Raw genomic sequence first — 13,680 nt, 5'->3', positions numbered from 1 at the left:
AAATTTATAATATGGTAAACGTTAATGATTGCACAACGAGCAAGAAAAGATTCCATGGACATGCTGAGGGTGGTGTACGCCTTGAAGATTTACGAGAAAGCTCCAGCGAAAATCAACTTGATGCTGGACGTATTACATAAGCGGCCGGACGGCTATCATGAGGTTGAAATGATCATGACCATGGTGGATTTAGCCGATCGTTTAGAAATGGAAGCTCTGTCCCGGGATACCATTATTATTTCAAGCCAGGCTGGCTATATCCCGCTGGATGAGAAAAATCTGGCCTTCCAGGCGGCCAAGCTGATTAAAGAGCGGTACAACGTCCGCAGCGGCGTGTATATTCATTTGGATAAAAATATCCCGGTAGCTGCAGGCCTTGCTGGCGGCAGCAGCGATGCGGCAGCTACGCTACGCGGCTTGAACCGGCTATGGGATCTGAACATCCCTGTAGAGGAATTGAAGCAGCTTGGTGCTGAATTGGGATCCGACGTCCCTTTCTGCATAACGGGCGGAACGGCGCTTGCGACTGGCCGGGGTGAGCAGCTAACCCCTCTTCCCAATCCGCCGCAATGCTGGGTTGTGCTAGCGAAGCTGCCTATTAATGTATCGACCGCGGAAATTTACGGGCGCTTCCGCAGTGATCATGTAAAGGAGCATCCTTCTGCTGATCGCATGCGACTGGCGATTGAACAATCTTCTTTTCCTGAGGTATGCGAGGAATTAGGGAACGTATTAGAGGAAGTGACCCTGAGATTATATCCAGAGGTTGCGCATCTGAAGGAAACGATGCTGAAGCTTGGAGCGGACGGCGTACTCATGTCCGGCAGCGGGCCTACAGTATTCGGCCTGGTTTCCAAGGAATCCAAGGCGTTCCGGATTTATAACGGGCTGCGCGGCTTTTGCAAAGAAGTTTACGCTGTGCGCCTGCTGACTTAAGGAAGACTTGAATAAAGGCGTACAATCGTGTAATATTCTCATTAAAATATTCGGATTTAGAGGGGTACTTCGTGAAAAAATTAAAGAGAAGCGCTCGATTGGTGGAAATGACGCGATTTCTATTGTCACGTCCCCATCATTTGATACCACTTACCACTTTTGCACAGCGTTACGGGGCGGCCAAATCCTCGATCAGCGAGGATCTGGCGATTATTAAGGAAGTATTTGAAAGCGAAGGCATGGGAGAACTGCATACTTTGGCCGGGGCTGCAGGCGGGGTAAAGTATATTCCTAAAGTGAGCCAAGAGCATGCTCTTACATTTATCAATCAGCTGTGTGAGAAACTGTCGCAGCCGGATCGCATCTTGCCGGGCGGTTATTTGTATATGTCTGATTTATTGGGTCAGCCTGCGCTCATGAACGAGGCCGGTAAATTATTTGCGACTGTTTTCGCTGACTGTGAAATCGATTGTGTTATGACCGTGGAGACGAAAGGAATCCCGCTCGCCTATGCCACAGGGGCTGAGCTGAATTTACCAGTCGTGCTGGTGAGGCGGGACCATCAGGTTACCGAGGGGTCGGCCGTTAGCATCAATTATGTATCGGGATCGCACAAAAGCCTGCATACGATGACCCTGTCTAGGCGCGCGCTGAAAGAAAAATCCAGAGTCCTCATTATGGACGACTTCATGAAGGCCGGAGGCACCATCCAGGGGATGGTAGACCTATTGGCCGAATTTAATGCTGAGGTTGCCGGCGTAGGCGTCCTGGTCGAGTCCGGTGAGATTGAATCGGAGCAAAGATTGCTTCAGGATTACGTATCCTTGGCCGCGTTGACGGTGGTCGATGCCAAGGGTAAGGAAATTAAAGTAGAGCCAGGCAACTATTTCTCAAAATAACTATTTTAATGCTCTGTCGATTCATCAAAAAATGGCTATGATATAGACGAATCATGTCGAAAACCTCATGATTTCAAAAAAATTCCTGAATTTAGGGTATTTTGTTCCATAAAAAAGGAGGATTTCCGTTGGCTATGTGGAATATTACACCAAGTCCCTGATGGAAAAAGGTGGTGAACACATATGCAAATTACGGATGTAAGGCTCCGCCGAGTCAGCTCGGAAGGCAGAATGAAGGCAATTGCATCCATTACCATCGATAACGAGTTTGTTGTTCATGACATTCGCGTCATCGACGGAAATAATGGAATGTTTGTAGCAATGCCAAGCAAGCGAACACCGGACGGGGAGTTCCGGGATATCGCTCATCCAATTTCTTCAGGCACCCGCGAGAAGATTCAAGCCGCAGTATTGGCTGAATACGAGCGCGCTGCTGACCAGGAAGAAGTTATTGAAGAAGGGGCTTAAGTACTGGTTTTTGTCTAACCAATTGGGGTTCGAAGAAAAGGGAGCCATGATACATGGCTCTCTTTTCTTTTTGTGTTAAATAAGATATATTCAGTAATGAGTTCAAGAGAAGGAGGCCGGGGCCTTGAAAAGATTAGCGATTATTCTTGCTGCAGGACAAGGGAAGCGCATGAAGTCCAAGCTTTATAAAGTGCTCCATCCCGTTTGCGGCAAACCGATGGTCGGGCATGTCCTGGACACGGTAAAGCAAATCAATTGTGAACGAAGTATTGTGGTGGTAGGCCACGGTGCAGAAGCAGTGAAATCTTATCTCGGAACATCGGCAGAATATGTGCTTCAGGAGCAGCAGCTCGGTACGGGCCATGCTGTAAGACAAGCAGAGCCGCTGTTCAAGGATGAAGAAGGAGTTACCATTGTCATCTGCGGAGATACCCCGCTTGTGAAGCCGGAGACACTGGAATCGCTTATCGCTCTGCATACAGAGAGCGGTGCAGCGGCTACCGTGCTGTCAGCCTGGACGGAACGCCCTCAGGGGTATGGCCGAGTGATCCGGGGGGAGAATGGTTCTGTTGTGCGAATCGTAGAACAGAAGGATTGTTCTCCGGAAGAAGATGCAGTGCAGGAATTCAACACAGGCACTTATTGTTTTGATAATGCAAAGCTGTTTGCTGCTCTTAGCAAGGTTACGAACAACAATGCCCAGCAGGAATACTATCTGACCGATGTCATTGGTATTCTTGTCAATTCTGGGGAAATTGTTGAAGGCTATATGACCGAGGATTATGCGGAATCAATCGGAGTTAACGACCGGTTGGCCCTTTCCGAAGCAGAGCAGTTTATGCGGGAAAGAATTAACCGGAAACATATGTTGAACGGGGTCACCATTATCGATCCTCAATCGACGTATATCGGAGCGGACGTGCAAATCGGCTCGGATACGATCCTTTATCCGGGAACTTCGATCGCGGGCAATACGGTCATAGGCGAAGACTGCGTGATCGGGCCAGGGACGGAAGTGAATAATTGCCAAATCCATAATGGGGCGAAGGTTAAGCAGTCGGTACTCATGGATGCCGAAGTAGGCAGCGAGACTACCGTTGGACCTTTCGCTTATTTGCGTCCGGGAGCAAAGCTTGGAGCGCATGTCAAAGTCGGGGATTTTGTAGAGATCAAGAACGCTTCCATCGACGAAGGCTCCAAGGTGTCCCATTTAAGCTACATCGGGGACGCTAAAGTAGGCAAGAATGTAAATATTGGCTGCGGTGCGATAACCGTTAACTATGATGGTTATAATAAGTCTATTACCGAAATCGAGGATGATGCGTTCGTAGGCAGCAATGTCAATTTGATCGCACCGGTGAAGATCGGCAAAGGCGCATACGTCGTTGCAGGCTCTACCATCACCCATACCGTTCCGGATAATGACCTGGCCATTGCCAGAAACCGGCAGGAGAATAAGGCGGGATATGCGGAGAAACTCCGTGGCAGAGCCAAGGCAAAACGCGATAAAGAAAAACAATCTTAACTCCTGTTCACGAAAGTGAACAAGCACTATTAGTAATGTTATGGCAAGATAGTGTAATATAGAAGTATGCGTTCAAAAGTATAGCCGAGGAATCTGGATGTAAGGCAGTAAAGGCATGACAACAACGGCAAAGGATGTTAGACGCAGTAACCATTTTAATGACCAGAATCGATTTGAACTATCGATAACAGCACGGAGGGTTTTTATTTTATGACTTATTGTGATTCTAAACTGAAGATATTCACCTGTAACTCTAATCCAAAACTGGCGCATCAAATCGCTGATTATATCGGCATTCCTATGGGAGATTCGGAAACGACCAGCTTCAGCGATGGAGAAATCCAGGTGAAGCTGTCCGAAAGCGTTCGAGGTTGCCACGTGTACATCGTGCAATCCACTTGCGCGCCGGTCAACGATAATCTGATGGAGCTACTTGTTATGGTGGATGCTTTGAAACGGGCTTCAGCCAAGAGCATTAACGTGGTTATCCCGTATTACGGCTATGCGCGCCAGGATCGGAAGGCCCGCTCACGCGATCCGATCACGGCGAAGCTGGTAGCGAACTTGATCGAGAAGGCAGGCGCGCACCGTGTAATTACAATGGATTTGCATGCGATGCAGATTCAGGGCTTCTTCGATATTCCGGTCGATCACATGCTCGGAGTACCAATTTTGGCCCAATATTTCCGTTCCAAGCAAATTCCGAATCCGGTCGTTGTATCCCCAGACCATGGCGGTGTTGTACGCGCCCGGAAATTGGCAGATTTCCTGAATGCGCCGCTTGCGATTATCGACAAGCGACGTCCGGAACCGAATGTCAGTGAAGTGATGAACATCATCGGTAACATTGAGGGCAAGACGGCCATCCTTGTCGATGACATCATCGATACGGCCGGTACGATAGTTCTTGGCGCCAATGCCTTGAAAGAAGGCGGCGTTGAAGAAGTTTATGCTTGCTGTACGCATCCTGTGCTGTCTGGTCCGGCGATGGAACGTCTGGAAAACTCTCCGCTGAAGGAAGTTGTGGTTACTGATACGATTCCAATTACGCATCCGAATCCAACAAGCAAGCTAAAAGTGTTGTCGGTCGCTCCGCTGATGGGAGAAGCGATTATTCGCGTTCATGAAGAGCTCTCTATCAGCAAACTGTTCGAAATCGAATAAGGATTCCTTGTTATTCGGGGGTTACATCTTCCTGCGCGGAGGATGTAACCCTTATCGGCGTATTTACGTTTATTATAGAGACATTGCGAAGAATTTCGTCGAAGCACAGCGAATTCCGAAGGGAAATCCTCTCAGTAGGAAGTTACACATAAATAGTACGAAGAAGCTCACGAAGCAAGCGAATCCCGAAGGGAGAGCGCCCCTCTCAGGATGTTTTCCAGGTTGCCCGGGTGAACCAAAAGTAAGACGTACCCGAAGGGGGAAAAGCGTTTCACGCACCTAAAGTAGAGCACATCCCCGAAGGGGACAGCGAGCAGGAGCGCCTGTGTACCTCCTACGTTACTCCAGTTTGCGGGAGTCCCGAGGGCTGCAAGCCCTGGGGGCCCTCCCTTACGGTAAGGGAGGGTTTGGGTGGGATGAGATTCAATGAAAGGAGTACATCATACCTCATGAAATGGATCGTAGGCCTCGGTAATCCGGGAGCCCAATATGAGAAAACAAGACATAACATCGGGTTCATGACGCTGGACGAGCTGGCTAAGAGGCACGGCATCGATATCCGTCAGAGTAAATGCAAAGCCTTGGTAGGCGACGGCATCATCGGCGGAAAAAAAGTAGCGCTCATTAAACCGATGACTTATATGAATTTATCCGGGGAAGCAGTTCGGGCCTTCATGGATTACTACAAAGTCAGCCTGGAGGACATGATCGTCGTTTATGACGACCTGGATACCGAAATAGGCAGAAACCGCCTTCGCTACCAAGGAAGCGCCGGCGGCCACAATGGGATCAAGTCGATTATCCAGCATACAGGGACCCAAACGTTCAACCGGATCCGCATGGGGATCTCCAGGCCTGAGCCCGGATATGCGATTGTCGATTATGTCCTGTCTTCTTTTGCAAAAAAGGAGAAGCCCATGCTGGAGCAATCGATCCAGGAGGCATGCGATGCACTAGAATTCAGCCTGGATCATACCTTTGAGCAAACGATGGCTAAATTCAATCGCTGATGGACAAACCGACTGATTACGATGTTAGCAAACGCTCGCAATAAAGGGCTAAACAACGTCAATTCGGGGCATACTGAAGGTATAATGATCTTTCAGGAGGCATATGATGGCAATAAACTATGTATGCAGACATTGCCGCGCCCAAATTGGCCGCATTGAATCGGCTGGTGTATCCGAAGTGCAGCTCGGCTTCCATTTCTTGACCCCCGATGAGCGGAGAGATATAATAGCGTATGATTCGAACGGCGATACGACGGTTCGCGTAACTTGCGATTATTGCGCCGAGGCGCTAACGAATCATCCGGAGCTGACCTTGCTTAACAGCCCGCTGCAATGAACCAGGCGGAACAAACAGCGCAGGTATACATCGATGGAGATTGAATAGAGCCTTGGCACGGTTGCTGAGGCTCCTTTTTGCTTCGGGTTTACGGGCCGTAACCCGAGTAATATAGATTTTCAGTAAGTATTTTAAGAGAGGTGCCTCATTTGCTACAAGCACTTATACCAGCTTTTTCGAAAGATCCAGATTTTTCGGCTGCCGTAGCAGGCGTAAATTCGGGAATGAAGGAACAATTGATCTCCGGTTTATCCGGATCGTCTAAACAAATCATGCTGGCCGCAATGTACAGGGAAACCGGCCGTCCCCTTCTCGTCGTGACCCATAATATGTTCGCAGCTCAGAAAATTGCAGAGGATTTGCAGGAAGCACTATCGGCCGAAGAGGTGCTGCTGTATCCGGCGAACGAGCTTGTCGCGGCGGAATCGGCGGTATCGAGTCCCGAGACGCTGGCACAGCGCATCGAGGTACTGCTCAAATGCTCCCAAGGATTCCGGGGCGTGGTCGTGGTGCCTTATTCCGGCATCCGCAGATTTATTCCGTCACCGGAGACGATGGCTGCCGCTCATTTGGACATCACGCTTGGCGGTACGCTTCAGCTGGATCATTTTTTAAGCAAAATGGTTGAGCTTGGCTATGAGAGAGTTGAACGGGTAGAATCACGTGGCGAAATGAGCATCCGCGGGGGAATCATCGATTTCTATCCGCTGACTGCGGAGCTCGCCTACAGGATTGAACTGTTCGACGATGAAATCGACTCGATCCGTACGTTTGATCCGGCGGATCAGCGTTCTATCGATCAGGTGAAGCATGTATCGATTCCTCCATGCAAAGAGCTTATCGCCTCCAAGGAACGTTTAACCAAGGCCGCTCAAATTGTATCGGAGCGGCTGGAGCAGCAGCTGGAGAAAATGACTGATCGTCAGGCCAAACAAAAGCTGAAAGAGGAAATTTCCAGGGAAATTGAACTGCTGCGTGAGCAGGTGTATTTTCCGGAAAACTATAAATACATTTCGCTGATTTATCCTGAGAATAAAACGCTGTATGATTTTATGGCGGAAGACGCTTTGCTGATCCTGGACGAACCGGCCAGGCTGCTGGAGACGGCTAAACAGCTGGAGCGGGATGAAGCGGAATGGCATCTGCATCTGTTCCAAAATGGCAAAAGCCTGCCTGATCTGCCGCTTGCGATGGAGGGAGATCAGGTTCTTTACCGTCGGCCGTTTCAGACGTTGTTCCTATCGCTCTTCCTCAGGCAGGTGCCTCATGTACAGCCGCAAAACATTATTAATTTCGTCAGCCGGGCGATGCAGGATTTCCATGGCCAAATGAATGTACTCAAGGCAGAGATGGACCGCTGGAAGAAAAGCGGAGCCAATGTGATCATGCTAGCGGGCGGCGAGGAGCGTATCGAACGGATGCGGCGGGTGCTGCTTGATTATGGCATTGAAGAGCCTGTGTTGCTGCAAGGTAATCTGCAGTCGGGGTTCGAGCTGCCTTCGGTGCATCTGGTCGTGATTACGGAAGGAGAAATGTTCTCCAAGAAGCAGCGCAAAGCCCGCAAAGTTACGAAGAGTATGGATAATGCCGAACGCATAAAGAGCTATACAGAGCTTAAAGTTGGCGATTATGTAGTTCACCAAAATCACGGGATAGGGAAATATCTCGGAATCGGTACGCTGGAAGTCGGCGGCATTCACAAAGACTACATGCATATTATGTATGCGGGCGGAGATAAGCTGTCCGTGCCGATCGAGCAGATCGATTTGATCCAGAAATATGTAGGCTCCGAGGATAAGGAGCCCAAAGTATACAAGCTGGGCGGAAATGAATGGACGAGGGTCAAGAACAAAGTCCGTTCCTCCGTACAGGATATCGCCGACGACCTCATCAAGCTGTATGCTGAACGTCAGGCATCGCCCGGCTACGGATTTGAGAAAGATACGCCCGAGCAGCAGGAATTCGAAGCGATGTTCCCCTATGAGGAGACTCGGGATCAGATCAGGGCGATCGAGGAAATCAAGAAGGATATGGAGCTGTCCCGTCCTATGGATCGCCTGTTATGCGGCGATGTTGGCTATGGCAAGACAGAGGTCGCAATCCGGGCTGCTTTCAAGGCTGCGATTGAAGGGAAGCAGGTCGCTGTTCTAGTGCCGACGACGATCCTGGCACAGCAGCATTACGAGACATTTCGCGAAAGATTTTCGGGTTATCCGATCAACATACAGACCTTAAGCCGTTTCCGCAGCCGGAAAGAGCAGAACGAGACGATCAAGGGTGTCCGTCAAGGGACCGTCGATATCGTTATCGGGACGCATCGCTTACTGTCCCAGGACGTAGTATTCAAGGATTTGGGACTGCTGATCGTCGATGAGGAGCAGCGTTTTGGCGTAACCCATAAGGAGAAGCTCAAGAAGCTGAAGACGAATGTCGACGTATTAACGCTGACCGCTACGCCAATACCTAGAACGCTTCACATGTCAATGCTGGGCGTGCGCGATCTGTCAGTCATTGAATCACCACCGGAGAACCGATTTCCTGTACAGACCTATGTTGTGGAGCATAGTCAGGCTCTGGTCCGCGAGGCGATTGAACGGGAATTGGCGCGGGGCGGACAGATCTATTACCTGTATAACCGTGTCCAAGGCATTCAGGAGATGGCCGCACAAATATCGATGCTTGTTCCTGAAGCCAGAGTAGGCGTAGGGCATGGGCAGATGTCTGAGCAAGAGCTGGAGAAGACCATCCTGGATTTTCTGGATGGAGAGTATGACGTACTGGTCAGTACGAGCATCATCGAGACCGGGGTAGATATTCCAAACGTAAATACGCTTATCGTCCATGATGCGGATAAAATGGGCCTATCCCAGCTATACCAATTGCGCGGGCGAGTCGGCCGTTCCAATCGGATCGCTTACGCTTATTTTACCTATCAGCGAGACAAGTCCCTGACGGAAGTGGCGGAGAAGCGTCTTCAGTCCATCAAGGAGTTTACGGAGCTTGGTTCCGGATTTAAAATTGCGATGAGGGACTTGTCCATACGCGGAGCGGGAAATTTGCTTGGCGCCGAGCAGCACGGATTTATCGCGTCGGTAGGCTTTGACCTTTACTCTCAAATGCTGGCTGAAGAAATCCAGAAGCGGAAGGTAGAGATGTTAGGCGAAAAGACGCCTGAGGATACAGCCTGGAATACGGCCATCGACCTCGGAATCGATGCGTATTTACCTTCCGACTATATTTATGATAGTATTCAAAAGATCGAGATTTACAAAAAAACAGCTTCGGCCGCCGCTTTCGAAGACGTTGCCGAGCTGGAGGACGAGCTTCTCGACCGGTTCGGAGAATTGCCGGAGGCTGTGGAAAACTTGCTTTCCGTGGCGCGGGTGAAGCTCTATGGCAAGCTCTATGGAATCGAATCCATTACACGGCGCGGAGACGAGACTGTCATCAAGTTCCTCGATGGGCGGGAGAAGGATATTCTTCCAGCCAAGCTTGCGGAAGTTGGCAATCTGTTCGGAAGGCGTGTACAATTTAATCAGGGTTCGGCGATGCTGATCCGAATCAAAACCAAGGAATTGGACGATAAAGCATTGATGGGTTTGTTGGAGCAATTCCTTGAGGCCCTGAAGGTTTCGTTCAAATTGAAAGGGGAACTACAAGATGTCTCGAAGTAAAGCACGTTCCTGGAAGACGCTTTTTATTGCGCTGGTTGCGGTATTAACGATTTCCATGTTAGCGGCATGTGGCAAGAAAGATGACAATAAAGGCAAAGAAGCAGCAAATAACGGCAGCTCGGGTAAAGTGGTGGCCACGTATGAAGGCGGGGAGATCACTGAGAACGAATTTGATCTTGAGCTGCGCATCATGAAAACACTTCAGCCTCAAATGGCACAACTGCTGGAGATGGACGATTTTCGGGAATTTTTGGTGAAGCAAGCTATAACTTATGAATATTTGTCCGGGAAAGCCGACGATAAGGCACAGAAGGAAGGCAAGAAAACGGCAGAGGATCAGCTCACAGCCATCAAAACGCAAATGGGTGATGAGGCATTCAAGCAAATGCTGGATACTCAAAAGATCACCGAAGATGAATTGAAGAACTACATGATCCGCATTTTCACGGTAGTCGCCAGCCAAACAGCCGGCATTACAGAGGAAGACATTAAGACGGAATTCGAAGCGACTAAAGATGATTACACGACGGCATCGGTTCGGCATATTCTGATCGGCCTGACGGACACGGAGGGCAAGGAGCGCAGCAAAGAAGACGCCCTGAAGCTGGCGAACCAAGTCAAGGCCAAGCTGGATAAAGGGGAAGATTTCGCAACCTTAGCCAAGGAATATTCCGAGGATCCCGGCTCGAAGGATAACGGCGGCTTATATGAGGATGCATTGGTAACGCAATGGGTGCCACAGTTCCAGGAGAAAGCACGGACGCTGAAGATTAACGAAATCAGTGACCCCGTAGAGACGGATTATGGGTACCATATTATGCGGGTGGAATCCCGTACCGAGAAGAAGTATGAGGATTTGACCGCAGAAGAGAAAGACATGATTAAGAACCTGGTCGGCTCCACCAAGCTGGACGAGTTCATGGACAAGGATTTGGACAAGATCATCAAGAAGATTGACCTGCCTAAGGTGGAGAACAACACAGAAACTGACAACAATGCTGTAACGCCACCGGCGAGCGAAGGCAACGCAGGGACAGATTCGCAAGGAACAAGCAAGGAATCTGGCAACAGCGGAAATGCTGGAGCGAACAACAGCGAGAAAACCGACGGAAATGCGGGTAATACGAAGTAAGGGCTTCAGGTTTCCTGTAAATTAAGGAAAAAACCAGGCGTTTTTTCCGATTCACCATTCTGGGCGGCAGCGCGAATCATTCGCGCTGCTTTCTTTTCCCAATTGGGGAGTAAAGCGGATTTCAAGGACAAAACGAATGAATAAGGTGCTGGAAAGGGATGAATACTATGGTCAGAATCACAGAAGCCGAGATCCCTTTATCATATACACAAATCGCCAGCTAATCTTGCTTCAAGCAAGGTGAGGCAAATCGTCTGCAGTCGTCGCGGGCTTTTGCAATGTACGTATAGAAGGGCAAGGAATATTCATCAGACAGTAGTCAAAACTTCTTAAGAAAGCGGGGCAACATGTGATATGAAAGCTACTGGAATTGTACGACGTATTGATGATCTTGGACGGGTAGTTATCCCAAAGGAAATCCGCCGCACGCTGCGGATCCGCGAGGGAGACCCGCTCGAAATTTTCGTGGATCGCGACGGTGAAGTGATTCTGAAAAAGTATTCCCCAATTGGCGAACTGGGCGATTTCGCCAAGGAATACGCCGAGTCCTTGTATGAGAGCACAGGCCATATTACCCTCATCTCTGACCGAGATACGCTGATCGCAGTGGCGGGAGCATCCAAGAAGGAGTATCTGGACAAGCAAATCAGCTCTCTGCTGGAGAGCAGCATGGACGGGCGCAAAATTCTGCTTGAAACGAACACGGGAAGCTATGAAATTAATAAGGATCATCCTGAGACTATTTCTTCCTATGTTATCGCTCCGATCATTTCGGGCGGTGATCCGATCGGGACAGTCGTACTGATGAATAAGGATGAGTCCGTAAAAATGTCGGAGCTGGAGTCGAAGATGGCTGAGACGGCTGCAGGCTTTCTCGGCAAACAAATGGAACAGTAATTCTGTCTTGATAAGCCGAGGATCTCCCGCTGCGCTGAACGGTTAAGCACCGCTTTGGCAGGCGGGAGTTTGTTTGTGGAGGCATGCATGGAGGGCGTATTGCGCCGTTTAAAAGTGCGGTGATCCCCTAGGGTAATGGCAGAGCTATTAAGCTGCATGATCTGTCGTTGCTTTAACGGGGAGTAAAATCGTCTTATAATGGTACCTGATGCATATTTGAACTTTAAAGTAGGGTGCCTATGATGAAAGACGAGTTTACCAAACCCCGGCCATCCAAGCTGCTTAAAGGGGCGGCAGTCCTCGCGCTGGCCGCTATAGTGACAAAGCTGCTGGGAACGCTGCAAAAGATTCCGCTGCAAAACATCGGAGGGGACGGGGTATTCGGCATTTATAATACCGTCTACCCGTTTTATATGATGATCGTTACGCTTGCCACAGCCGGTTTTCCAGCAGCGGTCTCCAAATTCATTGCGGAGCGTCAGGTGCTGGGCGAAGAAGACGGCAAGCGGTCCGTTTTGCGGATGGCCAGCCTGATGATGGGACTGCTCGGGGCGGCGGGCTTTGCGATGCTGTATTTTGGAGCCCCGCTGCTGTCGCGTGCCATTGGCAGCAGTCAGCTGTTGCCAGCGCTTCGCAATGCGGCTCCAGCCCTGCTATTCATCCCGCTGACCGCCGCTCTGCGGGGTTACTTCCAGGGGCTGCAGGAAATGGTGCCGACAGCAGTCTCCCAGGTTACAGAACAAACAGTCCGCGTAATGGTAATGATCGTCCTGCTCTTATACTGGACGGGGGTTGGCGCCGCGGATGATGTTATCGCGGGAGGGGCTTTTGCCGGATCAGCCGCCGGCGGGATGGCGGGGCTTCTGGTCATGCTTGTATATTGGCGCCGCAGCTCCGGTCAAAGGGAGAGCACGGCACCTAGCCGGGAACTTGGTGCCGACTCAGAAATCGATATCCCTGACCGGGCGAAAGGCGCTGGAGAAGAGAGGGGAACAAGGCTCCTCGCGGCCATGCTGGCTTATGCGATTCCGGTCTGCCTTGCAGCCCTCGCCGTTCCGCTCCTTAGTCTGGTAGACACCTTCACGCTTCCGAGATTGCTGCAAAGCAGGGGAGCTGATGAATTGCAGGCCATGGTGGAGGTTGGCATATATAACCGCGGTGTTCCGCTCGTTCAATTGGTAACGATGCTGGCTTCCTCGTTGTCGGTGATGTTCATTCCTGCGCTGACGGAGCTGCGAATGAAGAATGATCCGGTAGGAATCCAGCGGCAGACGACGCTGGCATTGCGCTGGTTCTGGCTGATCGGCCTCGCCGCATCAACTGGACTGGCTCTGCTGGCGCAGCCGATCAACGTGATGCTGTACGAGGACGGCCTCGGCAGCGCAACGCTGGCGTGGATCGCTTGGACGGCGGCCCCCGGCGCGCTGGTCACTGTGAGCGCAGCGCTGCTGCAGGGACTCGGCCACGTGCGCGCCCCCGCGCTGCACCTGCTCGCCGCGGCGGCGCTCAAGACCGCGCTGAACGCGCTGCTCGTGCCGCCGCTCGGCATCACGGGCGCCGCCCTCGCCGGCATCGCCGCCTACGGCGCTGCAGCAGCGCTCAACCTGGCGCTGCTTGCCCGGCGCACCGGCCGCGCCC

General features: G+C 50.8%; 11 protein-coding genes. All 11 read left to right on the top strand.

The window, feature by feature from the left end; genetic code table 11:
• Positions 1-81 precede the first annotated feature (81 nt).
• On the top strand, positions 82-936 hold the full coding sequence (gene ispE, locus GNP95_RS25205) for a 4-(cytidine 5'-diphospho)-2-C-methyl-D-erythritol kinase (RefSeq protein WP_155613583.1): 855 nt from the start codon (positions 82-84) through the stop codon (positions 934-936).
• Positions 937-1,007: 71 nt separating this feature from the next.
• Complete coding sequence (gene purR, locus GNP95_RS25200; protein ID WP_330163620.1) at positions 1,008-1,835, top strand: pur operon repressor; 828 nt, start codon at positions 1,008-1,010, stop codon at positions 1,833-1,835.
• 183 nt (positions 1,836-2,018) lie between these two features.
• Positions 2,019-2,303: a septation regulator SpoVG gene (gene spoVG, locus GNP95_RS25195; protein ID WP_110930526.1), complete on the top strand. Its 285-nt coding sequence runs from the start codon at positions 2,019-2,021 to the stop codon at positions 2,301-2,303.
• Between the two features lie 124 nt (positions 2,304-2,427).
• Positions 2,428-3,828 carry a bifunctional UDP-N-acetylglucosamine diphosphorylase/glucosamine-1-phosphate N-acetyltransferase GlmU gene (gene glmU / locus GNP95_RS25190; RefSeq protein ID WP_155613566.1) on the top strand — a complete coding sequence of 467 codons (1,401 nt, stop codon included), beginning with the start codon at positions 2,428-2,430 and terminating at the stop codon, positions 3,826-3,828.
• Positions 3,829-4,038: 210 nt separating this feature from the next.
• A complete protein-coding gene (locus tag GNP95_RS25185; RefSeq protein WP_055105514.1) occupies positions 4,039-4,992 on the top strand; it encodes a ribose-phosphate diphosphokinase in 954 nt (317 codons plus the stop codon).
• A gap of 449 nt (positions 4,993-5,441) precedes the next feature.
• On the top strand, positions 5,442-6,002 hold the full coding sequence (gene pth, locus GNP95_RS25180; protein ID WP_155613565.1) for an aminoacyl-tRNA hydrolase: 561 nt from the start codon (positions 5,442-5,444) through the stop codon (positions 6,000-6,002).
• 106 nt (positions 6,003-6,108) lie between these two features.
• On the top strand, positions 6,109-6,339 hold the full coding sequence (locus GNP95_RS25175) for an anti-sigma-F factor Fin family protein (protein WP_155613564.1): 231 nt from the start codon (positions 6,109-6,111) through the stop codon (positions 6,337-6,339).
• A 149-nt stretch (positions 6,340-6,488) separates the two neighbouring features.
• Complete coding sequence (gene mfd, locus GNP95_RS25170) at positions 6,489-10,013, top strand: transcription-repair coupling factor (RefSeq protein ID WP_155613563.1); 3,525 nt, start codon at positions 6,489-6,491, stop codon at positions 10,011-10,013.
• Positions 10,000-11,145, top strand: coding sequence for a peptidylprolyl isomerase (locus tag GNP95_RS25165; RefSeq protein WP_155613562.1), 1,146 nt, complete (start codon positions 10,000-10,002; stop codon positions 11,143-11,145). Before mfd ends, GNP95_RS25165 begins: the two co-directional genes overlap by 14 nt.
• Before the next feature lie 354 nt (positions 11,146-11,499).
• Positions 11,500-12,042 carry a stage V sporulation protein T gene (gene spoVT, locus GNP95_RS25160; protein WP_155613561.1) on the top strand — a complete coding sequence of 181 codons (543 nt, stop codon included), beginning with the start codon at positions 11,500-11,502 and terminating at the stop codon, positions 12,040-12,042.
• A 239-nt stretch (positions 12,043-12,281) separates the two neighbouring features.
• Positions 12,282-13,680: polysaccharide biosynthesis protein (locus tag GNP95_RS25155; protein ID WP_230874004.1), on the top strand; the 1,399-nt coding region annotated here is incomplete at its 3' end.

It is taken from the genome of Paenibacillus woosongensis (genome assembly GCF_009725165.1).
In the GTDB taxonomy this organism is placed as follows: Bacteria; Bacillota; Bacilli; order Paenibacillales; family Paenibacillaceae; genus Fontibacillus; species Fontibacillus woosongensis.
This window is presented reverse-complemented; position numbering and strand designations above follow the sequence as displayed.

Coding starts and splice junctions, on each gene's coding strand:
- spoVT (WP_155613561.1), top strand. CDS start 11,500: ATGAAAGCTACTGGAATTGTACGACGTATTGATGATCTTGGACGGGTA.
- GNP95_RS25175 (WP_155613564.1), top strand. CDS start 6,109: ATGGCAATAAACTATGTATGCAGACATTGCCGCGCCCAAATTGGCCGC.
- spoVG (WP_110930526.1), top strand. CDS start 2,019: ATGCAAATTACGGATGTAAGGCTCCGCCGAGTCAGCTCGGAAGGCAGA.
- GNP95_RS25165 (WP_155613562.1), top strand. CDS start 10,000: ATGTCTCGAAGTAAAGCACGTTCCTGGAAGACGCTTTTTATTGCGCTG.
- pth (WP_155613565.1), top strand. CDS start 5,442: ATGAAATGGATCGTAGGCCTCGGTAATCCGGGAGCCCAATATGAGAAA.
- GNP95_RS25185 (WP_055105514.1), top strand. CDS start 4,039: ATGACTTATTGTGATTCTAAACTGAAGATATTCACCTGTAACTCTAAT.